This is a genomic window from Microcoleus sp. K4-B3 (assembly GCF_036704615.1).
Lineage (GTDB): Bacteria > Cyanobacteriota > Cyanobacteriia > Cyanobacteriales > Microcoleaceae > Microcoleus.
Genome location: NZ_JAUBSF010000044.1, coordinates 1 through 24,584, shown reverse-complemented (window position 1 = coordinate 24,584; position 24,584 = coordinate 1). Strand labels below are relative to the sequence as shown.

The following is a 24,584-nucleotide window of genomic DNA, read 5'->3' as shown; positions in this document are numbered from 1 at the left end:
GCTCAATTTTTTTACTAATAAGAATAAACAAGTGAATTAATTTCCTATAAAGCTAAGGCTAATGCGGTGTTGGTACATCGAAATCGTTTAACGATAGAACATTATAAGATGTGCCTGCTAAAGCTCTGACTAGCTTTTGGTCGAGAGTTAGCAAAGGCGCGTCAACTTGTTGTGAAAGAGCAACGTAACTACCATCATAAGCAGAAATTCCATAATTTAAGGCGATATTTGTTGCATCTAAAATCAGTTCAGCATTAGATACTGCACGCAAGGATAAAGCTCTAAGATTAGCTAAATCTGTTGGAACATCGGCAGCAGCGTAAAGTCCAGCACGGACATACTTCCAGATAATATTTGCACACTCAATATAAAACAGATCGGGTACAAATATTTCAGTCTGTGGAATTTCAAGATGGGTAAACAATTGAACGACTTTAGATGACAGCGGATCGGGGATAAATTGCTTAATCCCCACGCTAGCATCGACTACGCACCTCACAGGATTGGTCATCTGTCGCGATCCTCTCTAATTAAAACGGTACTATCTAGTATCATCCCCATATTCGCCGGACGAGACTCGCGACGACGGCTGATTTCTGCCAATAGTTCTGTTACAGACTTTTTACCTTTTCCTGAGAGGGGTTTTGTCTCTGTTGACAACTCTGCTTCTAAAATGGCGATCGCAAACGCGCTAATCGAGCGGTTTTGAGCCGCGGCTAACTCTTGCAGTCTCGCGTACAATTCCTCTGGTATATTTTCTATTTGCAGGGTAGCCATCTGTTAAACTCCTAGCATAGTTATCCTAAATATTAGCATAGGAAGGCGGGTTTAGGAGATAGTTACTTTTAAATATAGATTGTTGGTAAAACCCACCCATTGTATCTTTAAAGAGGTATCTTGCGATTTACCGTTGGTTGGGGGCGGGTTTATGAGATTGTTAGTTACAGGCGCGTATTGTTGGTGGAATCCGCCCCGACAAATTCCCAATTTCCCATTCCCAATTCCCCATTCCTGATTGCGATTCACCCCTTAGTAATTAGGCAAAGACTGCCAAAAAGGCCGCTCTTCTGGCTTCCTCACAGTATTCGTCGCCGACTGCACGTTTCCTTTCAATTCTTGATAATACCTGTCATCCAAAAAACTAACGCTGACGCCAGCAGGAAGCAGGAGTTGGCGCAATCTTTCCTGAGTGTAATCTACACCCTCAATCATTGGCCCGCGCGGATTTGAAACTAACAACTTGCCGTTAACTGGCACCGAATTTACCATATTCGGCCACCAAGCATAACCGCTGTAGCCAAACATCACCGGAACTTGAATAATTTGGTCGTCTCCGAGTAAAAACTCTCTTTTCAACTTCTCTATAATCGGATTAAGTTTCTGATTTTGCAAAGAGAGATTGTGTTGAATTAAAGCACGGTTTTTCAAGGCGGCGCTGACAGTTGTTTGAGTGCTCAAACCGCGATTTATGGTCACATCGCCGTAACCTCTTCCCTCCAATTCTTCCAACAGCTTAACTCCGGCTTCTGGACTGGCGATCGCCATTACATATTGTCCGGGAGTTTGAGTGGGAATAAAATTGATAATTTCATCGACTTGGCGAGTCAGAAGCCAAGAAGTATCAATATCCACTGGCGGCCCTTGAATTCTCTGAGCTTGAATAAAATCAAGTACCTCTGGATTAAAACTAGCATTTCCCGAATTCCCGTAATAAACTCGACCCATTGGGTGTCCGGGAATCGGCGGTGTCACCTGCAAATTGCCGTATCCGTCAGCCCACTGACTTACAGGGTCTAAAGAACGAGGATTGCCAATGTTAAATACTTTCAAATCCCGGTCTTTAGTTAATTTAACAGGCGGTTTTTTGTCTGGCTCGCTATTGCTTTTTAGTGCTACATTAAACTGGCGTATTTCGGATTTTTCGGGAAGTTGAACGTATCCGTTTTTCTGGGTATCTTGCATCCAAGTGCGATCGCCCTGGAGAATTTTTACTTGAGCGCCCGTGGGTTCTACTGCTTGTTTTAGTTGGGAGATAAATTCGCTGTTTACCGAGCCTCTGTCGCTGACTTGAACTTCGGTTACTGGCGCTGTGTTGGGCGCTATCATCCAAGGACTAACGCCCATTTGGATTGTTGTGGAGGCGATTTCTTGACCGTTGTTTTGGGCAGTTGCTTTGAGATTAACAGTGCCGTTCCAATTGCGATCGGCAAATTGTTTTGCTTCGACACCTAAAACAATATTCGTGCTGAAAACTAGAGGTTTAGCACCGGATATATCTACAGGTTGCCAGCCGTCGCCCGTCTTCTGAAAAACGCTGATGTGAGGGCTAGCAATGCTGTCAGCCGTGATAAATAACTGAGAGGTTTTGAAGTTTTCAGACAGGTTTAAGTTAACTTGAGAAAGCATTGCTGCACGGCGGGGAGCGCTAACTTTGGTTTGTTTCCAAGTCGGTATCTTGCCGCGATCGTTATTGCGATCGTTAAATAAAATTAGCGCGCCCTTCGACAAAGACCATTGTTCTTTTCCGGCGTCGTCTTGCTCGTTAATTTGGCCATCTCTGTTGGTATCTCCCGCAAAGAAAAAGTTCGGCGGCGACGCGGCGGGTGTAACTGGGGTGAGAGTTGGTGTTGCAGTTGATTCAGGAGTTGGTTGAGAAGTTGCTTGCTGATTTCTCTCTAACTCTTGCCTTTCAAGTTCTTTTCTGGCTAATTCTTGCCTTTCAAGTTCTTGTCTTTCAAGCTCTTTTCTGGCTAATTCTTGCCTCTCAAATTCTTGCCTTTCAAGTTCTTTTCTGGCTAATTCTTGCCTTTCAAGTTCTTTACGGGCTAATTCTTGCCTTTCAAATTCTTGCCTTTCAAGTTCTTTTTTAGCTAATTCTTGCTTTTCAAACTCTTGCCTTTCAAGTTCTTTACGGGCTAATTCTTGCCTTTCAAGTTCTTTTCTGGCTAATTCTTGCCTTTGAAATTCTTGTCTTTCTAGTTCTTTTCTAGCACGGTCTTTTTTCTCTTGCTCTTTTCTCTCTATTTCTCGACGAGCAAATTCTTTTTTCTCTTGCTCTTTGCGGGCTCGCTCTCTTATCTCTTCTTCCTCGGCTCTAACTTTCTCAACAGAACGTGCAACTTGCAATTCGTAGGTAGCGACAGTGAGGTTTCCTTGGTATTCGATAGTTTTGTCGATCGCCCGATCGGCCAAAAAAGAATCGTGAGGAATGAGTCGCAGCGTATTGATAGCCAACTGCCACAGCCGCTGGGACTGTTCCCAAGTAGCAGAAGAAGGATTAGAAGTGCGTCCAATTAAGACTGCTTGGGCGGCTAATTTAGCAGCATCGTCCCAATTATATTTGGCTCTTTCTTCTATTTGAATCTGACTTTGAACGTTTTGGAGTTGCTGCGTCAGAGTTTGGGATTGCTGGCGGTTGATTGCTGATTTCCAAAGTTCACCAGGAAACGGGGCGCTGTCGGGATTTTTGGCAAGGTTATCTAATTGTACTTTTAGGCGATCGCGCAATTTGTAGAGTTCGGAAAGGGATTGCGGAGTTTCGCCCTCTGGCTGTCGCCCAGAGAGTGCGAGTTGGTAGTTTAGGGAAGGTTGAGCCACTGTTGTGGGGACTGCAACCCAAATAATACCGATGACGACACCGAAACCATTGACGATCGCGATCGCAATATATCGAACCCAGCGCATATAGTTTATCCTCAGACACGCCAATAATTTTACCTAATCTTGGGAGCAATGGGGAATTTAATTATAAGGTTGTTGGGTCGGGAAGGGCGATGGCGTCCCGCCCCGCAAGCTACGGCTTTTTTTCATGTCGAAGGACGGTTAACTCGAATTAATTTACCATTCAAAGTATCGATCGCAGAAATAGCCTCATTAATTCGGGTCGCCTGTCTTTCCCAGTTGCTATCTTGAGTACAAATGATAATACCAGCATGGTTGGGTTGTGAGCGATGCAGTCGAATGAAATCCCCTCGATTGAGAGTCAAAACTGCTCGCTCATTACTCACTGCAAAAGCCAATACATCCTCATCAGGAATCCCTAATCCTGCGTTTCCGGCTTCTTGAACTGTTAATACATCGTGACCGAAAGGTCGAAGCAACTCAACTACTGGCAACGGATACTGTTCGTCTGCATAAAGTCGCGCCATGTTTTAGGCTTCCTCATTTTCTTTGATTGCTTGTTCAATTTCTTCTGGGTAAGCATCAGCATAAGCCCAAGCATTGACTAAATCAGCCGCAGTCAAATGGGGATAGCACTTAAAAAGTTCCGCATCGCTGCATCCGAGACGGCGATAACCTACCAGTACCCAAACTTGTATGCGAGTATTACCGACACAAGCATCCCCTCCACAGACACCGGGAGTCTTTTTAATGCCTAAAGAACCGTTGGTTAAATTTTGAGTTAGGATGCTGATTAGTTTAGCTTTATCAACCGCATTTAAGGTTAAGACTTGAGTTTCTAATTCTTGTATAGTCATAAGTGCGATCGCCGGAATATATTATCTAGATTATAGCAAATTCCCGCCATGTTTTAGGCTTCCTCATTTTCTCGGATTGCAGCTTCAATTTCCTCTGAGTGTGCCTCAGCATAAGCCCAAGCATTCGCCAAATCTGCTGCACTCAAATGGGGATAGCACTTCAAAAGTGATAAACGGGTAACTACGATCGCCCAAAAATGGTATACTTTCATCATTAGTCTCCTACCTAAAAAACAACACATCACTGGTGTATAAATTATTCATTTACTCCCTTATTCCCTAAAACAATCACCAAAATCTATGAAATCTCGCTCTTGCTGGCTAATTTTTACCGTCTTCGGACTCTCATTAACAAGCTGCGGACAGCAGAAGTCATCTCAAGAAATTCAAGCGGCGCTGCCACAAGCAGCGACAAAAGTTGCTGGAGTACAAATTAATACTTTTCAGTCGGGAATTCCTATTAAAACTTATGTGGCAAATCAGTCGAATTTAGCAAGTCAACCAATTGTTAAAGCCAACTATATTAAACTGGAACAGTTATTGGCTGCTGGGAAGTGGAAAGAAGCAGATGAGGAAACTTATAACAAAATGTTAGAGGTGGGGGGGAAACAACAACAAGGTCACATTAGGGGTGAGATAATAGTGATGAAAGATATCAGAAAATTTTCCTGTCCAGATTGGCGGGCGATGGATCGACTTTGGGTAAAATACAGTAAGGGACGGTTTGGCTTTTCCGTGCAGAAGCGCATCTATCAAAATCTGGGTGGCACTAAAGAGTGGCACGGACAAGTGTTCTTAGCTTATTATGAAGCGATCGGCTGGAAACAGAAAGGAGAGAAAGGAGAGAAAGGAGAATTGTTGCTATACTCTCAACTAACTTTCAATAGCAATGCACCTTCAGGCCACCTGCCAGCGGGTTATAGTGCACCGTATTGTGTGGCGAAGACGGAATCGGAAGCGAGGAGGTGCGGTGAGAGGCAGCTCGAGATGGTGAGACTAGATATATTATTCTCTAGTGCAGAGACTTGTAAAGTCTAATCCATAAAGCATTCAAATTTGGATTTAAAATTATGAAAAAATAAAAATCCACGAAGTCATGCTGTGTATGGGTTTTTGATATCTGGCACTTCGACAAGCCAGCAAGAATGTTGCCCGCGATTTGAGGGTTATAACAATAGGAAATATCACGCAGGAATCCAAAACAACAGGATCGGGAATCAGTCTGGTAGCTGTATACTTTGGTCTCATGCAATTCCTCTTCTTTGCTAAACTGAGCTCATTCCTTGAGAATTTCGTGGCGCTTAACAGTACGCTGCTGTTTATAGGCGATCGCACTTGCCAAACTTATCCGCCGCTGGTTTCCTACTTTTCCATAGGCAATTTCCCCATCATCGAGCAATTTGACTACAAATTGTGGCGACACATTGAGCAAAGTCGCAGCTTCTTCAACAGTCATATCTTGCTCAATTGGCACTAAAGACACTGCTTTACCAGCCGCCATTAAATGTGCAGATTGACACAACAATTGATAGAGCGATTCAGGAAGTGCGATTTCTTCCCCATCAACTTCCAAAATTTTTACTTTTAATGTCTCCGTATCACCATTTTCTGTCTTGAGACCTAGCAATTTATCCAACAATTTGATAGCTATTGTTTCTTCTTCTGTCGGTAAAACCGGATCTAGGAGTATTTTTGGCCTGTTCATGGAAATGTTTCCTGAATTGGTTTAATACGATTATAGTATATAAGTAGGTAAACATATATATTGCCTGTCATTGCGAGCGGAGTGAAGCAATCGCAGAGACTAGGCAATTGCTTCGTTCCTCGAAATGACATGATGGCGTTTATTTATGTTCACTTACTTATAATTTATTCCTCATCGTTAATGTCTGAATTAGAAAAAGGTCTAGCCGCTTTTAATAACCAAGATTATACCCAAGCATTTACCTTGTTAAAACCACTAGCAGAACAAGGAAATGCTGCATCCCAGTGCATAATTGCCAGTATGTACCATTTAGGATTAGGTGGAGAAAAGATGATATTAGAAGCAATTAAATGGTACATCAAATCCGCTGAGCAAGGCTATGGTGTTGCCTCAAACAACTTAGCAGGAATTTATCTTTGCGGTGCTGATGGTATAGCAGCCGATCGCACTGAAGCAGAAAAATGGTTTCAAAAAGCCAGAGAACAGGGATTTTTACATACCCCACTCTCCACTGACTATTTGAACCAAACCCGTAGCTTGCGGGGCGGGACGCCATCGCCACTCTCCACCGAACAGCGAAAGATGTGATATAATCTCAAGTAAAACTATAATTGTTTGAGCTTGGCAGTCCGCCACTTCAAATTATGAAGTCAACACAACAGTTTACAGCAATTATTGAACGAGAAGGCGACGGATATGTATCCCTTTGCCCGGAACTCGATATTGCCAGCCAAGGTGACAATATAGAAGAAGCGCGACAGAATCTCATCGAGGCGCTGGAACTATTTTTTGAAACAGCAGATCCTTCTGAAGTCAAAAATCGGCTGCATAGTGAATTTTTTGTGACTCGTGTAGAGGTGAGCGTTGGGTAAACTTCGAGTTCTATCAGCAGCGCAAGTTTGTCAAATTTTAGAACAATATGACTTTGTTCAAGTGCGACAGCGCGGCAGTCATATTATCATGCAGCAGCGACTACCCAATACAACTATAACAGTCCCTGTCCCAAATTATTCAGAAATTAAAATTGGCACTTTGCAGTCTATTATTCGGCAGTCAGGATTACCTCGATATCTTTTTGAAGTGAACGAGTAGCCGAGATTAGCATCTCTACAAACCCAAAACAAAAACCCGGTTTCTCCAAGAAACCGGGTTTAATCATCCACGTTAATCCGCCTTCATCTGGGGTTAAAAAATCCTACAACTGCTTCACCTCAGAAACCAATTTGGCAACCACATCCTTAGCGCTACCAAACAACATCATCGTCTTATCCTTGTAGAACAACTCGTTATCTACACCGGAAAAACCAGCACTCATCCCGCGCTTGATCACGATCGTATGCTTAGCCTTATCAACCTCCAAAATCGGCATCCCGTAAATCGGGCTCGCCGTATCGTGGCGCGCCGCCGGATTCACCACATCGTTAGCCCCGATTACCAACGCCACATCAGTTTCGTCAAACTGCGGATTGATATCGTCCATATCGTACAACTGCGGATAAGGCACGTTTGCTTCCGCCAACAGCACATTCATGTGCCCCGGCATCCGCCCAGCCACCGGGTGAATCGCGTATTTCACGTCTACGCCCATTTTTTCCAAACCGTCGGCTAACTCGCGCACAGCGTGCTGTGCTTGCGCTACAGCCATCCCGTAACCGGGAATAATTACAACCGATCGCGCATAACCCAACATCATCGCACTTTCTTCGATATCGATGCTGTGAACAGTTTTGTCAGTAACACCAGTAGCCCCAGCAGCCCCAGCACTAGCACCACCGCTACCAAAGGCGCTAAACAGCACACTACCCAAGGATCGATTCATCGCCTTGCACATGATTTGCGTCAAAATAATCCCCGACGCGCCCACCAATGCACCAGCGATAATCAGCATATTGTTCATCAAAATGAACCCAGCCACACTCGCCGCAATCCCCGAATAAGAGTTAAGCAGCGACACCACCACGGGCATATCGCCACCGCCAATCGGCAGCACAAACATGATTCCCAGAATATTGGAAATCGCCACCAAAGCCAGGAATACCGGCACATTTTCGGGATTCGTCAGCATATAACCGCTGCCGGCTAAAAGCGCGATCGCCAGCATGGCATTAAACGGCTGTTGCAGCGGAAACGTCATGGGCGCACCAGGCAGCAATTCTTGCAGTTTCGCAAACGCCACAAGGCTACCAGTGAAAGTAATTCCGCCGATCAGCACACCCAAAAGGATCGTGATTGTCGCGTCTGGAGTTGGCGATTCCGGGATGCTGAGATAGCGCCAGAATTCGCCCACAGCAACGAGTGCAGAAGCCGCGCCCCCGAAACCGTTAAGCAAACCCACCATCTGCGGCATATCCGTCATCGCCACGGTATTCGCCATAATCGTTCCCAAAATGGAACCGACGATAATTCCGACAGCAATCAATTCGTAGCTGACTACTTGCTTTTCCAGCAACGTACCGACGATCGCAATTAACATCCCGATCGCAGCTAACAGATTCCCTTGACGCGCCGTTGCGGGCGATCCCAACTGTTTCAAACCGACAATAAACAAAGATGCGGCAACTAAATAACCTAGTTGAATGCCGCTGGGCAGAAAATCGCTCACGCTTTAACCTCTTTTTTCTTGAACATTTGCAGCATTCGATCGGTTACTAAGAAACCGCCGACAACGTTAATTGTGGCCAGGGCGATCGCGATCGTCCCCAAAATCGAAGTAACAGTCACATTGCCTTGGCCAGAAATCAGAATTGCACCTAAAACCGCAATTCCCGAAATCGCATTCGATCCCGACATCAAAGGTGTGTGCAGCGTCGGCGGGACTTTATTGATTACTTCAAATCCCACAAACGACGCTAGAGTAAACACCACTAAACCTGCAATCAATCCTTCTGCCATAACAATTGGTAATTGGTAATTGGTAATTGGTAATTTGTCATTGACTCGTTCCCAGCCTCCTGGCTGGGAAAGCATTCATGGGAGGCTCTGCCTCCGGTATAGACTCGAGGCAGAGCCTCCTGGAGTACATTACAATGCAGAGCATTGTAACGATAGACATTATGATTTAGGTTCCCTATAATGACTCCTAACTATTGACTGCTGAAGCCTCAGCCGTCAAAGCATCGCGAACCCGATCGTTGCTAATCTCACCGTCGCGGGCAACGCAAGCACCAGCAATGATATCGTCTTCAAAATTCAAATTGAGTTCTTTATCTTTCACCATCAACTGAAGTAAAGAGGAGATATTTTTCGAGTAAGTTTCGCTAGCGTGTACCGGCATCGACGAGGGTACATTAATCGGGCCGATGACATTAACGCCGTTCCATTCAACATCTTTCCCCGCTTCAGAACATTCGCAATTGCCGCCTTGTTCTGCCGCGAGGTCAACAATTACCGATCCGGGCTTCATTTGAGAAACCATTTCTCTAGTAACTAAAATAGGTGCTTTTCTGCCGGGAACTTGAGCGGTTGTAATCACTGCATCGGAAGCGCTGACGTGTTGGGTGAGCACTTGGCGGGTGTATTCTTTGGCTGCTTCTGATAGCTCTTTAGCATAACCTCCGGCGGCGACGGTTTCTTCCTTGAGTTCGACATCAAGGAATTTAGCGCCCAAACTTTGCACTTGTTCTTTTGTTTCCGGGCGGATGTCGAAGGCTTCGACTACAGCGCCTAAACGGCGCGCCGTGGCGATCGCCTGCAAGCCCGCAACGCCCACACCCATTACCAAGACTTTCGCGGGGCGAATCGTACCCGCCGCCGTTGTCAGCATCGGAAAATATTTCGGCAAAGCTGCGGCTGCGATCAGTACCGCTTTGTAACCGGCGACGTTAGCCTGAGATGACAGCGCATCCATGCTTTGAGCTCGGCTGGTGCGCGGGATCATTTCCATGCTGAATGCCGTTACTTTGCGATCGGCTAAACGCTGCACTAAAGCTGGATCTCCCAGAGGATTCAAAAATCCGATGAAAACGCCTCCTTCCCGGAGTTGATGAACTTCTGATTCTTGCAGCGCCCCGATTTTCACGACGACATCGGCTTCGCCCCACAGCTTAGCGGTATCGGCGACAACCTGAGCTCCCGCTTCTTCGTAAGCAAGATCCGAGAAAAAGGATTTTGCCCCCGCGCCGGCTTCCAGCCAAACTTCGACGCCTTGTTTTACCAATCGGGCCACAGCGTCGGGTACTAAAGCCACCCGGCGTTCGCCTGCTTCTATTTCTTTTGCGATCGCTAATTTCATGAACTCTCCTTATTTAAGCCTTCCCAGGGCGGTTGAAACCGCTCCTACACAGACAAAACCTGCCTCCGCAGGTTTCTTGAATTGCGATTTTTCACCGCCAGATGCCTTGCTTTACATTTGAGCCGCCGTTGCCCTAAACTTCTCTCGTTGATAGTAAAGCCGATCGCCCAAATTCGAGCCGTATCTTTAACTTATCTTATACATTCAAATTCGCTAAATTGTTAAGTTTGCAACCGATTATGATATAATATTCTGTCGGCTAGTTCTGTAGTTTGAATGTCAGTTATCAGTATTACGCAAAAAATAATTGACGATCGAGCAATTTGTTCCGAGGTTCCCAGATTCAGCGTTTCGCAGACTTAGGATGGAGGCACAGAAAAGCCTCGGGTTCTAACCACCCCCCAGATTCATTCTCAAAGCAGACGGAAGTAAATCTAAAATCTAAAATCTAAAATCTAAAATCTAAAATCGGCTCGCCCTCATCAAATTGCTGAGACATTCGATATATTGTAGGCACGATCGCAAATTTCGGGCGATCGATATTTAAGGTTCACCAAGAGTTTAATTAGAGGAGTTGTTATGCGACGATTATTTTCAGCACTAGCGGTTACAGGTTGCTTGCTGACTGGGTTGCCCGCCATCAGTTTAGCCCAGTCCATGCCCGGATTCACGATTTTCGGCGGCCCCGAGCGCGCCAACCAATTAAACTATCGCTTAGATTACGGCAAAGCGGGTATGAGCGGCGATAGATATCGGCTGCGAATTCCTTCCAAAAAAGTAAGTTTGGCGATCGCCCAACTAAACATATCCTATCCAGACTACTACAAAGGCGAATTCGACCAAAAAGATATTAAAGTGCGCGTCAAAGACAAAACAATAGAATTGCAAGAAGTAATCTGGGACAAAGAAAATCGATTCATAGAAATTTATCCCAAAGATCCAATTCCTGCCGGCAACAATGTTGAGGTTGTACTCTCCAACGTCAAAAACCCATCTCCGGGCGGAATGTACCATTTCAACGTCCGCATCCGCACCCCCGGAGACGTTCCCTTGCTGCGTTACCTCGGTACTTGGCTGTTGAGCATTGATTAGAAGCAGCGCCATCAGGTTGCGAGAATAAAATGCTCGTTTCCTGGTTTTGGAGAACCGAAAAATAGAACCTCCGGCTCATATAGCAATCTTAAACGATCGGTAAAATGAGTTTAGGGAGAATCCCGCCGTGCCATTTGTGTCAAATTCCGATAAAAACCCATAATAAATGTCGCTTGTAGTCGAGTCTATATCCCCCTAAATCCCCCTTAAGAAGGAGGACGAAATATCGCAATCTTATTCCCCCTTGTTAAGAGGGGCTAGAGGTATCTCGCAGTTAGATACAAACAAGAGAAACAGAGGGTTTTAGTCTTAATTTGACACCAAGGGCGCGGGGAAACTACCCCCTGAAAAATCTTGACAAATCCAATAGGATTGCTCTCGCCGTACTCTCGCATGAATCTACTAGAAAAAATCAAAACAATACAAATTCCTCCAGCGCTGCGCTCGAGAAATTATCGCCTGTTTTTTGCAGGACAAGGCATCTCACTGATTGGCAATTGGATGACACAAGTCGCTACTGTTTGGCTTGTCTACAATTTGAGCGATTCACCTTGGATGCTCGGCGTGGTGGGATTTACAAGTCAAATCCCCACATTATTTTTACTGCCTTTTGCAGGAGTTTTAATCGATCGCTGGAACCGCCACCGAGTCATAATTGCCACTCAAATATTAGCAATGGTTCAATCCTTAGCGCTAGCATTTTTAGCGCTAACAGGAGTCGTTAACATTTGGCAGATCGTGGTACTGAGTTTCTTTCAAGGCGCAATTAATGCGTTTGACGCGCCCGCACGGCAAGCTTTTGTACCCGAACTCGTGGAAAAGAAAGAAGATTTAGCAAATGCGATCGCCATTAATGCTTCGATGTTCAACGCAGCCAGACTAATCGGCCCAGCAATGGCAGGTTTGCTGATAGCGACAGTCGGCCCAAGTTATTGTTTTCTCATTGACGGACTCAGCTACATCGCTGTAATTGCAGGCTTATTAGCGATGCAGATCAAACCCCGTACAATTGCAGCAACTAATACCAAACCCTTACAAAGATTAAAAGAAGGATTCGTTTATGCCTTCGGGTTTCCCCCGATTAGAGCAATTTTACTGCTATTATCATTAGTCAGTTTTGCCGGAGTGTCGTACACAGTTTTAGTCCCGATTTTTGCCACCAAAATCCTGCGCGGCGACGCACAAACTCTGGGCTTTTTGATGGCTGCTTCGGGAGTCGGAGCCTTTACGGGAGCGATTTATTTGATTTCGCGCACAACTGTAGTTGGCCTCGGGAAATGGATTGCGATTTCACCGGCAATTATGGGATTTGGACTGATAGGTTTTGGTTTGTCCCACTTTTTGTGGCTGTCATTAATCATGATGTTGTTCGTTGGGTTTGGTTTCATTTTGCAATTTGCAGGAGGAAACACATTTTTGCAAACAATCGTTGAAGACGACAAACGCGGAAGAGTGATGAGCATATACACGATGGCATTTTTTGGAGTCACACCGTTTGGGAATTTAGTTGCCGGGGGATTGGCAAATTATATCGGCGCTCCCAATACAGTCATCATTGGAGGTATAATTTGTGTTTTAGGCTCGGTAGTTTTTACCAAACAGTTGCCAGCTTTAAAAAACTTAGTCCGACCACTGTATCAAAAAATGGGTTTAATTTCGCACTAGGGATTTAGCGTCAAATCACAAATGCCAAAATTAAACAAGATTCCCCAAGCTAATATCTGACTGTATCTCTAGCAATCCTCAACAACTTGTAAACTTCTCTCTTTATCTCTTTCTCTGCGCCCTCTGCGCCCTCTGCGGTTAAAAAATCCAAATTAATTACGCAACCAGAGGTTAAACCCATGGCAAATACCAGTGCAATACCACAGCAGAGCGATCGAGTTCCCTTAAAAACCTGGATCGGCGTCATGGGAACAATTCTCGGCGCTTTCATGGCAGTTTTGGACATCCAAATCACCAATGCTTCTCTCAAAGATATTCAAGCGGCTTTAGGCGCAACTTTAGAAGAAGGTTCTTGGATTTCCACCGCTTATCTAGTCGCAGAAATTGTAGTAATTCCGCTGACTGGTTGGCTGTCGCAGGTGTTTTCAGTCCGTCGCTACATATTGGTAAATGCCGCTTTCTTTGTCTTCTTTTCCATGTCCTGCGCTTGGGCGTGGGATTTGAATTCAATGATTGTGTTTCGGGCTTTGCAGGGATTGACGGGCGGCATTTTAATTCCGATGTCTTTTACATTTTTGATGACAAATTTACCGCCCAAAAAACTGCCTGTCGGCATGGCACTGTTTGCACTGACAGCTACTTTTGCACCTTCAATCGGGCCGACATTGGGAGGGTGGCTGACTGAGAATTACGGCTGGCAATATGTGTTTTATCTCAATTTGGTTCCAGGGCTGCTGCTGCTAGCTGCTGTGTGGTACGCAGTTGACCCTAAGCCGATGCAATTGTCACTGCTAAAAGGGGGCGACTGGTGGGGAATTGTCTCGATGGCGATCGGCTTGGGTTCCCTGCAAGTTGTGTTAGAAGAAGGCAGCCGCAAAGACTGGTTGAGTTCGGATTTTATTGTGCGTTTAAGCATAATTGCAGCAATATTTCTCAGCGTTTTTTTCTGGATTGAATTAACTCGAAAACAACCGTTTATTAACTTGCGATTGCTGACTCGTCGCAATTTCGGCTTAGCAAGTATTGTGAATATTTCCTTGGGGGTGGGATTGTACGGTTCGGTGTACATTTTGCCGCTGTATTTAGGTCAGATTCAGCAGTACAATGCCATGCAAATTGGCGAGGTGATTATGTGGGGTGGGGTGCCGCAGTTATTCATCGTGCCGATGGTGCCGAAATTGATGCAGCGAATCGATATGCGACTGATGATTGGTATCGGTGTGAGTTTGTTTGCGGTGAGTTGTTTTATGAATGCCAGCATGACTCACGATACGGGTATCGATCAGTTGCGTTGGTCGCAATTAGTTAGGGCAATGGGGCAGCCTTTAATTATGGTGCCGCTGTCAACTATTGCGACTGCTGGTATGGAGAAACACGAGGCTGGTTCGGCTTCGGGTTTGTTTAATATGATGCGAAATATGGGAGGTTCGATGGGGATTGCGGCGTTAGGAACTTTGGTGACGCAACGCGAGCAATTTCACTCGAATCGATTGGGGGAATCTGTTTCTTTGTACAATCCCGCAACGCAGGAGCGAATTAATCAAATGACTCAGTATTTTGTGAGTCGCGGTGCAGATTTAAGCGTGGCCAAAGACCAGGCAATTAAGGCAATTGATAATATTGTCCGCCGCGAAGCTTATGTAATGGCTTTTAATGATTGTTTTTATTTTGTGGGAATTGCTTTGCTGTTAAGCGGGATTGCTATTTTGGGTTTTAAAAAGGCGAAAGCGGGTGCGGGTGCTGGGGGAGCTCATTGATTCTGTAGGGCGCGGAGTGCGCTGCATCTTTGGGGCGGGCAGGATGCCCACCCCACAAGAATTTTAAGAGTTTTAAAAATGCAAACTAAATGTTTTTTAGCTTATTCACCATTCTTGTTGGGCTTCTGCTTCTGCTTGGATTAAATTTTGCCGCAGTTGCACCCAATTTATTTGATGGGAGGGCAAATCTTCGATGAGCTTTCCGCGCTGTAAATGCAGAATTCGCGTGCTAAATTGCTCGGCTAATTCTAATTGGTGGTTGACCATTACAATTGTGGTTTGGCCGTTTGTTAGCTGTGTCATTACTTGCAAAAGGTGGGCGGCTTTTCCTGCGTCTAGGGCGGATGTTGGCTCGTCTAAAAGCAAGATTTTTGGTTGCAGGATGATGCCGCGGGCGATCGCCACGAGCTGTTTTTGGCCTGTGGAAAGCTGGAATTCGCTGCGATCGAGCCATTCTTGGGGTATGTGCAGTTGTTCGATCGCGCCGCTAATTCTCTCAGCAATGTTTGATGCAGTCACGCCCCGCAGCTTCAAAGGATAAGCCAATGCTTCTCGCACCGACATTCCCAAAAGCTTGGATTCTTGCAGGATGAGAGTGATTTGTTTGCGGAGTTCGATCGCAGGTATTTGGCGATATTCTGTATTTTCCAGATAAATCGAGCCGCTGGTGGGACTGCTGAGCCGGTTTAGGAGTCGCAACAGCGTTGTTTTGCCGGCACCTGAAGGGCCAACAATTGCCACGCGAGATCCCTTGTCTACCTTAAACGAGATATTTTCCAACAAATAACTTGAGGCGATCGGTGTTTTCAAGCTTACACCGTCAATTCGCAGTTGAGGATTTGTTTCTGTATTATTTTCCGAATAATTAGGCATTTAATTAATTAAAAATATGGCTTTCGTGGAACGGGCATCTTGCCTGTTCTTGAGGCAGGCAAGATGCCCGCCCCACAATCCAACTCACTCTTTGTGGAACGGGCATCTTGCCCGTTATTAAGGCAGGCAAGATGCCCGCCCCACAATCCAACTCAAACTCAAACTTTTACAGCTTTTTCTAAAGGAAAACCCAGCTTTTCGCGCTGTTCCAAATAAAGCTGAGCAACTCGCCGCGCCAAATTGCGAATTTTGGTGATGTAGCGGGTTCTTTCCGTTACCGAAATCACGCCTCTTGCGTCGAGTAAATTGAAAGTGTGAGAACATTTTAACACGTAATCGAGACTAGGTAAAACCAATCCTTTTTTTGTCAATTGTTCGGCTTCTTGCTCGTACAAACCAAATAGAGTAAACAGCAATTCGGGATTGGAAGCTTCAAAGTTATAAGTACACTGTTCTATTTCTCCTTGCAGGTGAACGTCGCCGTAAGTGATGCCATCTTTCCACTGAATTTTCGTCATGGCATCGACTTCTTGGAGATACATTGCTAGGCGTTCTAGTCCGTAGGTAATTTCAATAGATACCGGACGACAGTCAATGCTACCGCACTGTTGAAAGTAGGTAAATTGGGTGATTTCCATGCCATCGAGCCAGACTTCCCAGCCGACGCCCCAAGCTCCGAGGGTGGGCGATTCCCAGTTGTCTTCTACGAAACGAATGTCGTGGTCTTCTGGGCGAATTCCTAATGCTCTGAGGGAGTCTAAATAGATGTCTTGGATGTTGGGAGGAGAGGGTTTAATTAAAACTTGATATTGATAGTAATGTTGGAAGCGGTTGGGATTTTCGCCGTAGCGTCCGTCGGTGGGGCGGCGACAGGGTTCGATGTAGGCGACTGACCAAGGTTCGGGGCCGATTGCTCTGAGAAAGGTGTGGGGATTCATGGTTCCTGCACCTTTTTCTGTGTCGTAGGATTGGGCGATCAGGCATCCTCGATCGCTCCAGAATTTGTTTAAGGTGGCAATGACTGATTGAAAGTTCACTGGTTTAAATATGCTTAGCGAGTGTCTAAACTTATTTAAGCATACTCAAGGCAGGGTTGATTGAAATAAACCCTGCCGAAATTAGACAAGAGATGCCGAAAGTATCGGTAGATATTTAAGTTTTTTTTTCAGGTATCTTGTATCGATCGAGTTATTGCGATCGCTCTCTCTGTAATGGCGATCGCTACACCGCCTGAAACACGACTGGGCTAGCACTACTTTGATAATCAAGGCCAGTCATAATATGCTCTGGTTGGATACCTGCGACAATCAGTGCAGCGGTTAACCCTTCCTCAAAGTTATCTTCTTCAATGATGACATGGCGATCGACCAAGCGAGCGTGAAACAGAATCGTGTCGATCCAGCGTTGCTTATCCCAGCCTGTAGCGATAATCAGGAAATGACCTGAATCCGTGTCGCAGACAGGATAAAGCTGAATCGCTTGTAAACGAGGTTGCGATCGGGTTGCTTCTTGTAGCGTTTGTTTCAGGATATCTGCATAATTTAGTGAGCGATCCATTGAACAATAGCCTCCTGCTCTGGTTCGTAAACTAATAAGTTAATTCTATTCCGTTGAACGGCTAGCTGAAAAATGGGTTTTTGAAAATGTCGAATATAGATGGTTTGGCCGATCGCTAGAAATAACTCCCGTTTGGGATCTTGCTCCTCCAAGGCCCATTGGTAAAGCTGAAGCTGTCCCATCGTTTTTTCCAGTTCATTAATTACTGAAGGAGAGTCGAAGTCTTTGATTTCCACAGCTATTTTCCGTTCTTCTTTTTCTGCTGCGAAAAACTTTTCTGCTCCTAAATCAGGTTTCAATATCGTTTGTTCTAACACTAAGATTAACGGGTCATCCGTAATTGTCCACCCATCTTTTTCGAGAGTATGGCGCAGGGATAAATGTAAATTATCGCGTCTAGACATTAGTTCTGAAAGCTTGATTCATAGTTATATTTTAGCATAATTTGATACAATTTGCCACAGCTTGATGAGGAACAAAAATTTAGAGAATCATTTCACTCCTTAATATGGTTCTCCGGCGCGTTGAGTCACGACGCGACGCAGAGAGGCTGATACATAACTCATGCTGCTGTCTGTAAGTGTTTGTAAGCATGAGCTTTGGCTAACCGCACCCAATGTTCTAGGAGCAAGTATCGATCGAGTTCGACTCTGTGTTATCCTCAGAGGCAATAAAAGGAAAAGACCTGCCAATCAATCCGTGTTTACTTCGTCCCAATGGATCATCTATCTCAATTTTTATATACTCCTTATAATTACCCTGATACCCCAGAATTGCAAGAAATACCCGCACAACTAGGTTTGACAACTTGTAAAGTTCAAGAGGTACATCCACTTTCTTAAATCCTTTGTGAACAATGTCGTTTCTTATTTTTATGAACTCTAATCCTGGAAATAAGTCTTCATATGGCACACTATAAGTCTTAAACATTTCCTGGATGCTTCGTAAATCTTTTTTTATCTTATTGTATGAACCGTTCTCAAAAGACTCTTTAACTTGAGTCGAATAAATATTATAGTTTTCAATAACCTTTGGGTTATCAATTTCTTTCTGGAAGTCAGATAAAACATCGAAAATCTTTTCTCGGATTTTTTCGGAAAGACTCTTAGAAAGAAGCTTCTTCTTACTATCCTTGCTAAAATATGCTTCCTTTAATGATTCTAAAACCGTACATAAAAGTAAGAAATTAACTTCAGCCATAGGGCAAACAAATGTATCAATGTACCAGGTTAAGGCTAAACCTACACCTTTATCGCTGAAGGTTTCCCCTGTCAAATTTTTAGCACACTGCTGAATGAATAGCTTTAAGTTAGGTGATTCTATAACAGCTATTCCACTGGCTTCACTAGGTATTTTTCCCCCTGACCAGTATTCACTTTTTCTCTGAAAATGCTCATACCTCACACCCTTGATTGTATATATTTTATCAACCCAATGCCCCGATGCAAGTGAAAGAAGAGATATGAGCCAAGCACAATAATTCTCATAGGAATCTTGTTCATTTTCAGGAATATTTCTGAGTGTCATCTCTGCGCTTAAGATACCACTTTTATTTCTGCTGTCTCTAGTTGAAACTGACTCAATACACATTTCAGCTTCAAGGTTTCCAATTTGAGCTGAGAAATTGTCTATTACTTCTATATTTGCAAGACCATACACAATTTCTTGGGTTCCTCCCTCTTCTAAGGAATCTAAATTGTAATCAATCTCCAAGTCCCTAAGTCTAACTTGAGATTTACCCTCTTGCTCAATATTTTCCGAGTTGTCAACCCCAAGCGTGACTTGAAAGTTGGCATCAGCAATAATCGCCTTTATTTTCCATCCCTCAACTGTTTTGCCTTCAATCTCGTAATCACCATCATATGGTTGTTGAACCATCTCTATCTCTGTTTCAAGTCGATCGAGTTTCCTGAATTGCATAATATCTGCTTGCTTTATTGTCTCACCTTTTAACTGAAAAATGCCAGCAAATTCAATCATTTTTTTCTGAGCAATGTGTTGATTTACTTGGGAGTTAATTTCAATCAAAATATTCCCATTTACATAGCAATATATATCAGCGTCATTAATTTCTATCGGCTGAGTATCTTCTTCGTGAAACTTCTTAAATAACCCTGAGAAAGTAAACTGCTTCTTAAGTTCCATACTGGGGCCTCTAGAGAGTAAATAATCCTGTTTAAATTATGAGGTTGATTCAGCAGATTGTCTGCTTGAATACCACACAGCCTAACAATTCAAATGCAGCATAGCACAAATTAAGAAAAAACGCTTCGATTTAGTGTTCCTGGATGCAATCATGCCATATCTAGATGGATATGAGGTGACGGCACAAGTGCGTCAGAATCAGAAGTTATCTTTTATGCCTATTGTGCTGATGACAGATTGCGATAGTCCCAGCTTAGTTTATAGGCTAGATTGTGGCGCAGATGATTTTATTTGCAAGCCGATTAAACGGAAATATCTGCTGGCGAAGATTCGGGCGTTGTTGCGGTTGAAGTCTGCGATTGATGAACGCGATCGCCCTAGCCGCGCACGCTTGCGCGATCGCATTTACGAAGGTGCGGATACAATCACGAACGACATTACCATCCGCTTTCATCAACCCCTATAGCGATATCGCAATTTCAGCAGATTGATTTCCCCCATGACGAGGGCGAAGATGTAAACTAATTTCCGTATCGAGTCGCTTGAGGAAAAGCAGTAGTTTGCCCTCGCTGAACCGTTGAAAATCTCCGTCCATTAAATGAGATACTTCAGGCTGTGGAATGCCAAGAAGTTGACTAATTTCGCGCTGTTTCAAATTGCGTTGTTTCAGGATACGGATTACTTGAATCCCTATTTTGCCTCGCATAAAAAGTTCATCTGCATCCTTCAGACCGAGGTCAGCGAATACGTTGCCACTGCTTTCTTCAAAAATCGGTTCTTGTGTCATGGTTGTTCCTCTCTTGGCATGGTATAGTACCCATCTTCGATTCGCACCGACAACTCATGAAAACAGACACCATTTTCTACAGCCTGTTTCAGGAATTTCCCAGCTTCTTCTTTGAACTGATCGATCGTTCCCCAGACGAAGCCACCGCCTATGAATTCACCTCCCGCGAAATCAAACAACTGGCATTCCGCATCGACGGGTTATTTCTCCCCAAAACCGAAGAACCAGAAAAACCATTTTACTTAGCTGAAGTTCAGTTTCAACCCGATGCCGACTTGTACTACCGCATCTTTGGCGAACTCTTTCTCTATCTGCGACAATACAAACCACTCAATCCTTGGCGCGTGGTTGTCATCTATCCCAATCGTCGCATCGAACACGAACAGATGCTGCAATTTCAGGAACTCTTAACCAGTCAGCGCGTCCAACGGATTTACCTCGATGAATTGCCAGAAGCCGCAGATCGATCGCTGGGAGTGAAAGTTGTTAAACTGGTAATCGAGCCAGCAGAGACAGCAGCAGAACAAGCACGGCAGTCGATCGCAATGGCCCGACAACAGTTGTCCGATCCAACCGTTCTACGCGATTTAATTAACCTGATCGAAACAATTATCGTCTACAAACTCCCCCAGAAAAGCCGCGAGGAAATTGCCGCCATGTTGAATTTAAGCGAACTCAGACAAACTCGATTTTACCAGGAAGTCAAGCAAGAAGGCTTAGAAGAAGGACTCGAACAAGGTAAGCAGGAAGGTGAGCGGCAGGCGAAGTTAGAAGCCATTCGTCGGATGATAGCGTTTGGAATGAATTTAGAGACGATCGCGCAATTATTAGATTTGTCTCTCGAATTTGTTCGCCAAACAATTAACAAACTCCAACGGGAATCGATGTCACTCCCGGAACAAAATATCGACTCGTTTATCGAACTATTAACTCAGCAGCGATCGCTCTTCGGGGCGGAACAATTAACCGAACTAGCCCAGCTAATTGAACCCTTATCCGATGAGATCGATGTCCTTTCAGAAGCGATTTCATCCTGGGCTGAAAATTACCCTTCAATTCAGCAAGCTCAAGCCAAACTGCTCGAACCACTACCGCCGATCGCTAAGGCATCAGAAAAAGCAGCAGTCACCCGAGAAAGTAGCGAATCTCAACTCCGCGATCGCCTCAACAAACAAGCTCTCAAAAATGCCATTTTATTGTAGCGCGATCTGCCATATTTCTACTGGCAAATAAACTGAGGCAGATATTGCTGTCTTGCGTCAGGTGTTGAGTGGAAGCGATCGCCAAAATGCCACTAAAAAACAGAATAGTCAGAACCCCGACTTCTTGAATAAGTCGGGGTTCTGACAGTGAAAAAGTTGAGATTACTTTCTAGTTTAGTCTGCAGGAGCCAGGGAAACTAACAGAGTGATGTTGTCAACCCCGATGACATAAACCGTGTCTCCCGGTGTGAGAGTGATTTGGCGATCGCACCGTGCGGGCCACCAGCTACCTTGGAAGCGGACGCGACCTGTTTGATTCGGGTAAATCGATTCATCAACGACTGCTTCTTCGTTGAAGTAGTTAAAATTGGTGTTGATGTAGTTATCCATTAATAGATTGTTTCCTGTGCTGTAGGTGTGAGGAGAAAAAATTGAACCGAAAGCTTTTACTACGTTAAACATTTTCCTGACTCCTTTTGTGTTAATATATATCGAAGTTTAATCGCCTATTTCAAGCTATTTGAAAAGTAGCATTTCCTGGTTGAAATTGATTACCAGGTCGTTCATGCTCTGATTTAGTCTGCGGGAGCGAGGGAAACTAACAGAGTGATGTTGTCAACGCCGATGACATAAACGGTGTCTCCCGGTGTGAGGGTAATTTGGCGATCGCACCGTGCGGGCCACCAGCTACCTTGGAAGCGGACGCGACCTGTTTGATTCGGGTAAATCGATTCATCGACAACAGCTTCTTCGTTGAAGTAGTTAAAATTGGTGTTGACGTAATTTTTGATAAGCATATTGTTAGCTGTGCTGTATCCTTGGGTAGAGAAAATCGATCCGAAAGCTTTTACTACGTTGAACATGATATTTACTCCTGTGGTGTTAAAATATATGGATGTGTAATTGTCTGTTTATGCTATTTGAGAGGCTGCATTTCCTCGGTTAAGATTGATTGCCTTGATATTTCATTGTTCTTGCCTTCCGTGGTTTTATCAGGATAAAAGGCAAAGAATTTTTGAAATGTTGAGGGGATTTGCGAAGCGGTTGCGGGGAGTCTAAATCCAGTAATTCCGAGGTATTGAATTAAGGATTTAGTGGTTGAGCAGTTGGTGGGATTTACCTCAAGGGTAGATGTTGTTAGCTACATTAGAGATTGGCTGATTCCGCATTACTGCTGCTGTGAAGATGTTTTATTTTTGGGTTGAATTTTTGGGTTGATTTTGTTGATTGGGTTGTGACTCACTTGCTTTACATTTACTAATTTGCCAGGAGTCGAATATCTTTGGGGCGATCGGCAGTCCACTTTCCGAGTCTGGTACTGGCACAGGACACTGAGAAACCCGCAAACCACGATTTTTAAAAGGTTTTTGCCTCCATATCAGGCTGCTGGCTATGCCAATTTAGCTAACTGGACTACCGCGAACGGTGAATTATGAATTTACGCAGTCTCCATTGCCCAATCCGGAATATCCATACATATCTAGTCCGTGACTTACGCACCAAACCCCTAAAAACCCGGTTTCTGACACCCTGTGCGCCATTAGGGGTCTGTAAGCGGATCTATGATATTAAGCAAGTAAACTTGGCAACTCACCCACCCTCCCCATGCGATATTGAGGTGTACCTACCTATTTAGGCCTAGGCAATAGGCGATCGAGACTGATATCAAATCCGGTAGCATCGTCGGGCGTAAAATCCAGTCAACAGTCAACAATCACGGATCGTGCAACCGGAATTGATATAATTCATCTGCGTTAATCTGTGTTTATCTGCCCTCATCTGCGGCTGGTTGACTGACAAAAGTCAGTCAAGATCGGGATAAAAGCTGACCCAGACTGGATTAAAGAGAAAAAGAGGGATAAACTGTTTTTAACCAAAAAACCAGTATGAATCGAAATGATCGATCGCCCCTCTCATCTTCATCATAAACTAATCAAATTCGCAGGTCAATATAGTCAGTGGTCAGATTTAAGACATCTAGGAGTGATGTGTTGGATGATGGTTGGTTTGATTGTAGAAGGCAAGGTAAATCTAACCAAATGGATCGACCATGTCTGCACCAAAGCACAAATAGCCCAAAGCACACAACGAAGATTGTCTCGATGGGTAAATAATCCCCGTATCAACCCAGCAAAATTGTATAGTCCAGTGGTGAAGGCCGTATTTGCCAACTGGAAAGACTCAGAAATTTATCTGAGTTTTGATACCAGTATGTTATGGGATAAATATTGCATCATTCGCATCTGTGTAGTACATTTGGGCCGAGCGATTCCGGTGGGCTGGCGAGTACTCAAACACAAAAGTAGTAGTGTCAAAATCGATACTTATCAGGACCTTCTCAAGCGTGTCTCAAGGCTCCTACCAGTCGATGTCAAAGTCATTCTCTTGGCTGACAGGGGGTTTGCCAATGCCGAATTAGTCCGTTATGTCAGAAAATTAGGCTGGCACTGTCGAATCCGGATTAAAGGCAATTTTTGGCTGCGTCATCCACGGCAGGGGTGGCAGCGAGTGAGTCAATTTCCGGTAGCCATCGGCGAGGCAAAACTGATCCACAACGTTCAAATTCACAAATGTAACTCGCTCACAGATGTCCATCTAGCAATTGCATGGGAATCTACTTCTGGCGAACACTGGTACATTATTAGTAGTGAGCCTACTAATCTCCAAACTTTTCGGGAATATGGCTTCCGCTTTACCATTGAGGAAAATTTTCTGGATGATAAATCCTCTGGATTCAATCTCGCAGACTCTAAACTCCGTTCCGCTCCAGCTCTTTCTCGACTGTGCTTGGTGTTAGCGATGACTACTTTGTTCTTGACTGCTCAAGGTGTTGAAGTTGTCATTTTAGGTCAGCGTCGCTGTGTAGATCCACATTGGTATCGGGGTGCTAGCTACTTGAAAATTGGCTGGAGTTGGGTCAAACAAGCTCTGAACAAGGGCGGGAATTTAATTTCTGTTATCTCTTTTTCTACTAATATTGACCCCGAACCAGTCCAGGCTTCTCGTCTACAACATCAGCAAAGAACTTACCGAATTGAGTTTCAAGCTACTACTGTAGTTTGGGCTCATTAAACTTTTGTCAGTCAATCAGC

Annotated in this window: 28 protein-coding genes; 10 read left to right on the top strand and 18 right to left on the bottom strand. The window is 44.5% G+C overall.

Annotated elements, in window-relative coordinates; translation table 11 throughout:
• Positions 1-58: 58 nt before the first annotated feature.
• From QUA78_RS18695 to QUA78_RS18670, 6 genes are all read right to left on the bottom strand, one after another.
• On the bottom strand, positions 59-511 hold the full coding sequence (locus tag QUA78_RS18695) for a type II toxin-antitoxin system VapC family toxin (RefSeq protein ID WP_333304623.1): 453 nt from the start codon (positions 509-511) through the stop codon (positions 59-61).
• On the bottom strand, positions 508-777 hold the full coding sequence (locus tag QUA78_RS18690) for a FitA-like ribbon-helix-helix domain-containing protein (protein WP_333304624.1): 270 nt from the start codon (positions 775-777) through the stop codon (positions 508-510). The genes QUA78_RS18695 and QUA78_RS18690 overlap by 4 nt, the downstream gene beginning before the upstream one ends.
• 252 nt (positions 778-1,029) lie before the next feature.
• Complete coding sequence (locus QUA78_RS18685) at positions 1,030-3,684, bottom strand: protein-arginine deiminase family protein (protein ID WP_333398961.1); 2,655 nt, start codon at positions 3,682-3,684, stop codon at positions 1,030-1,032.
• Positions 3,685-3,806: 122 nt separating this feature from the next.
• The gene (locus tag QUA78_RS18680; protein ID WP_333303772.1) at positions 3,807-4,148 is read right to left on the bottom strand and encodes a DUF5615 family PIN-like protein; all 342 of its coding nucleotides are present in this window, start codon (positions 4,146-4,148) and stop codon (positions 3,807-3,809) included.
• Positions 4,149-4,151: 3 nt separating this feature from the next.
• Positions 4,152-4,478, bottom strand: a complete 327-nt coding sequence (locus QUA78_RS18675) for a DUF433 domain-containing protein (protein ID WP_333253032.1) — start codon at positions 4,476-4,478, stop codon at positions 4,152-4,154.
• Positions 4,479-4,531: 53 nt separating this feature from the next.
• A complete protein-coding gene (locus QUA78_RS18670) occupies positions 4,532-4,693 on the bottom strand; it encodes a hypothetical protein (RefSeq protein WP_333303790.1) in 162 nt (53 codons plus the stop codon).
• 85 nt (positions 4,694-4,778) lie between these two features.
• Between QUA78_RS18670 and QUA78_RS18665 the strand changes: the two genes are divergently transcribed.
• Positions 4,779-5,516: a GUN4 domain-containing protein gene (locus QUA78_RS18665; protein ID WP_333303773.1), complete on the top strand. Its 738-nt coding sequence runs from the start codon at positions 4,779-4,781 to the stop codon at positions 5,514-5,516.
• A 238-nt stretch (positions 5,517-5,754) separates the two neighbouring features.
• Here QUA78_RS18665 and QUA78_RS18660 read toward each other — a convergent pair whose 3' ends face one another.
• Entirely contained in the window at positions 5,755-6,183 is a 429-nt protein-coding gene (locus tag QUA78_RS18660) for a helix-turn-helix domain-containing protein (protein WP_333303774.1), read from the bottom strand.
• A gap of 180 nt (positions 6,184-6,363) precedes the next feature.
• On the opposite strand from QUA78_RS18660, the gene QUA78_RS18655 reads away from it, so the two are divergent.
• The 3 genes from QUA78_RS18655 to QUA78_RS18645 are packed head-to-tail and all read left to right on the top strand — an operon-like array spanning position 6,364 to position 7,275.
• Positions 6,364-6,771 carry a tetratricopeptide repeat protein gene (locus tag QUA78_RS18655; protein WP_333303775.1) on the top strand — a complete coding sequence of 136 codons (408 nt, stop codon included), beginning with the start codon at positions 6,364-6,366 and terminating at the stop codon, positions 6,769-6,771.
• A 56-nt stretch (positions 6,772-6,827) separates the two neighbouring features.
• The gene (locus tag QUA78_RS18650; protein WP_333303776.1) at positions 6,828-7,055 is read left to right on the top strand and encodes a type II toxin-antitoxin system HicB family antitoxin; all 228 of its coding nucleotides are present in this window, start codon (positions 6,828-6,830) and stop codon (positions 7,053-7,055) included.
• A complete protein-coding gene (locus QUA78_RS18645) occupies positions 7,048-7,275 on the top strand; it encodes a type II toxin-antitoxin system HicA family toxin (protein ID WP_333303777.1) in 228 nt (75 codons plus the stop codon). Before QUA78_RS18650 ends, QUA78_RS18645 begins: the two co-directional genes overlap by 8 nt.
• A gap of 103 nt (positions 7,276-7,378) precedes the next feature.
• On the opposite strand, the gene QUA78_RS18640 is transcribed toward QUA78_RS18645, so the two are convergent.
• From QUA78_RS18640 to QUA78_RS18630, 3 genes are all read right to left on the bottom strand, one after another.
• Positions 7,379-8,785, bottom strand: a complete 1,407-nt coding sequence (locus QUA78_RS18640) for an NAD(P)(+) transhydrogenase (Re/Si-specific) subunit beta (protein WP_333303778.1) — start codon at positions 8,783-8,785, stop codon at positions 7,379-7,381.
• Positions 8,782-9,075, bottom strand: coding sequence for an NAD(P) transhydrogenase subunit alpha (locus QUA78_RS18635; RefSeq protein ID WP_006633295.1), 294 nt, complete (start codon positions 9,073-9,075; stop codon positions 8,782-8,784). Before QUA78_RS18635 ends, QUA78_RS18640 begins: the two co-directional genes overlap by 4 nt.
• A 187-nt stretch (positions 9,076-9,262) precedes the next feature.
• On the bottom strand, positions 9,263-10,414 hold the full coding sequence (locus tag QUA78_RS18630) for a Re/Si-specific NAD(P)(+) transhydrogenase subunit alpha (RefSeq protein ID WP_333303779.1): 1,152 nt from the start codon (positions 10,412-10,414) through the stop codon (positions 9,263-9,265).
• A gap of 579 nt (positions 10,415-10,993) precedes the next feature.
• On the opposite strand from QUA78_RS18630, the gene QUA78_RS18625 reads away from it, so the two are divergent.
• The 3 genes from QUA78_RS18625 to QUA78_RS18615 all read left to right on the top strand — a co-directional run bounded on the left by QUA78_RS18625 (position 10,994) and on the right by QUA78_RS18615 (position 14,928).
• Entirely contained in the window at positions 10,994-11,506 is a 513-nt protein-coding gene (locus QUA78_RS18625) for a DUF2808 domain-containing protein (protein ID WP_333303780.1), read from the top strand.
• A 354-nt stretch (positions 11,507-11,860) separates the two neighbouring features.
• Positions 11,861-13,171 carry an MFS transporter gene (locus QUA78_RS18620; protein WP_333303781.1) on the top strand — a complete coding sequence of 437 codons (1,311 nt, stop codon included), beginning with the start codon at positions 11,861-11,863 and terminating at the stop codon, positions 13,169-13,171.
• A 179-nt stretch (positions 13,172-13,350) separates the two neighbouring features.
• On the top strand, positions 13,351-14,928 hold the full coding sequence (locus QUA78_RS18615; RefSeq protein ID WP_333303782.1) for an MDR family MFS transporter: 1,578 nt from the start codon (positions 13,351-13,353) through the stop codon (positions 14,926-14,928).
• A gap of 105 nt (positions 14,929-15,033) precedes the next feature.
• Here the strand turns inward: QUA78_RS18615 and QUA78_RS18610 are convergent, their stop codons facing one another.
• The 5 genes from QUA78_RS18610 to QUA78_RS18590 form a co-directional block, all read right to left on the bottom strand.
• Positions 15,034-15,801 (bottom strand): ATP-binding cassette domain-containing protein, encoded by a 768-nt coding sequence (locus QUA78_RS18610; RefSeq protein WP_333303783.1) that lies wholly within the window; start codon positions 15,799-15,801, stop codon positions 15,034-15,036.
• A 158-nt stretch (positions 15,802-15,959) separates the two neighbouring features.
• Positions 15,960-16,838 (bottom strand): glycine--tRNA ligase subunit alpha, encoded by an 879-nt coding sequence (glyQ, locus tag QUA78_RS18605; protein WP_242720870.1) that lies wholly within the window; start codon positions 16,836-16,838, stop codon positions 15,960-15,962.
• Between the two features lie 184 nt (positions 16,839-17,022).
• The gene (locus tag QUA78_RS18600) at positions 17,023-17,358 is read right to left on the bottom strand and encodes an element excision factor XisI family protein (RefSeq protein WP_333303784.1); all 336 of its coding nucleotides are present in this window, start codon (positions 17,356-17,358) and stop codon (positions 17,023-17,025) included.
• Positions 17,343-17,762, bottom strand: a complete 420-nt coding sequence (locus QUA78_RS18595) for a XisH family protein (RefSeq protein WP_333303785.1) — start codon at positions 17,760-17,762, stop codon at positions 17,343-17,345. Before QUA78_RS18595 ends, QUA78_RS18600 begins: the two co-directional genes overlap by 16 nt.
• Positions 17,763-17,979: 217 nt before the next feature.
• Positions 17,980-19,503 (bottom strand): hypothetical protein, encoded by a 1,524-nt coding sequence (locus QUA78_RS18590; protein ID WP_333303786.1) that lies wholly within the window; start codon positions 19,501-19,503, stop codon positions 17,980-17,982.
• 100 nt (positions 19,504-19,603) lie between these two features.
• Here QUA78_RS18590 and QUA78_RS18585 point away from each other — a divergent pair, with 100 nt between their 5' ends.
• Positions 19,604-19,969, top strand: a complete 366-nt coding sequence (locus QUA78_RS18585) for a response regulator (protein WP_333398964.1) — start codon at positions 19,604-19,606, stop codon at positions 19,967-19,969.
• Here QUA78_RS18585 and QUA78_RS18580 read toward each other — a convergent pair.
• A complete protein-coding gene (locus QUA78_RS18580; RefSeq protein ID WP_333303787.1) occupies positions 19,964-20,290 on the bottom strand; it encodes an XRE family transcriptional regulator in 327 nt (108 codons plus the stop codon). The two genes, QUA78_RS18585 and QUA78_RS18580, sit on opposite strands and share 6 nt — an antisense overlap.
• Before the next feature lie 56 nt (positions 20,291-20,346).
• Between QUA78_RS18580 and QUA78_RS18575 the strand changes: the two genes are divergently transcribed.
• Positions 20,347-21,492 (top strand): Rpn family recombination-promoting nuclease/putative transposase, encoded by a 1,146-nt coding sequence (locus QUA78_RS18575; protein ID WP_333303788.1) that lies wholly within the window; start codon positions 20,347-20,349, stop codon positions 21,490-21,492.
• A 174-nt stretch (positions 21,493-21,666) separates the two neighbouring features.
• On the opposite strand, the gene QUA78_RS18570 is transcribed toward QUA78_RS18575, so the two are convergent.
• Both QUA78_RS18570 and QUA78_RS18565 read right to left on the bottom strand, forming a co-directional pair.
• Entirely contained in the window at positions 21,667-21,954 is a 288-nt protein-coding gene (locus tag QUA78_RS18570; protein WP_333190795.1) for an NfeD family protein, read from the bottom strand.
• A 113-nt stretch (positions 21,955-22,067) separates the two neighbouring features.
• The gene (locus tag QUA78_RS18565) at positions 22,068-22,355 is read right to left on the bottom strand and encodes an NfeD family protein (protein ID WP_333101688.1); all 288 of its coding nucleotides are present in this window, start codon (positions 22,353-22,355) and stop codon (positions 22,068-22,070) included.
• Positions 22,356-23,487: 1,132 nt separating this feature from the next.
• Here QUA78_RS18565 and QUA78_RS18560 point away from each other — a divergent pair.
• On the top strand, positions 23,488-24,564 hold the full coding sequence (locus tag QUA78_RS18560) for a transposase (protein WP_333398960.1): 1,077 nt from the start codon (positions 23,488-23,490) through the stop codon (positions 24,562-24,564).
• Positions 24,565-24,584: the final 20 nt, after the last annotated feature.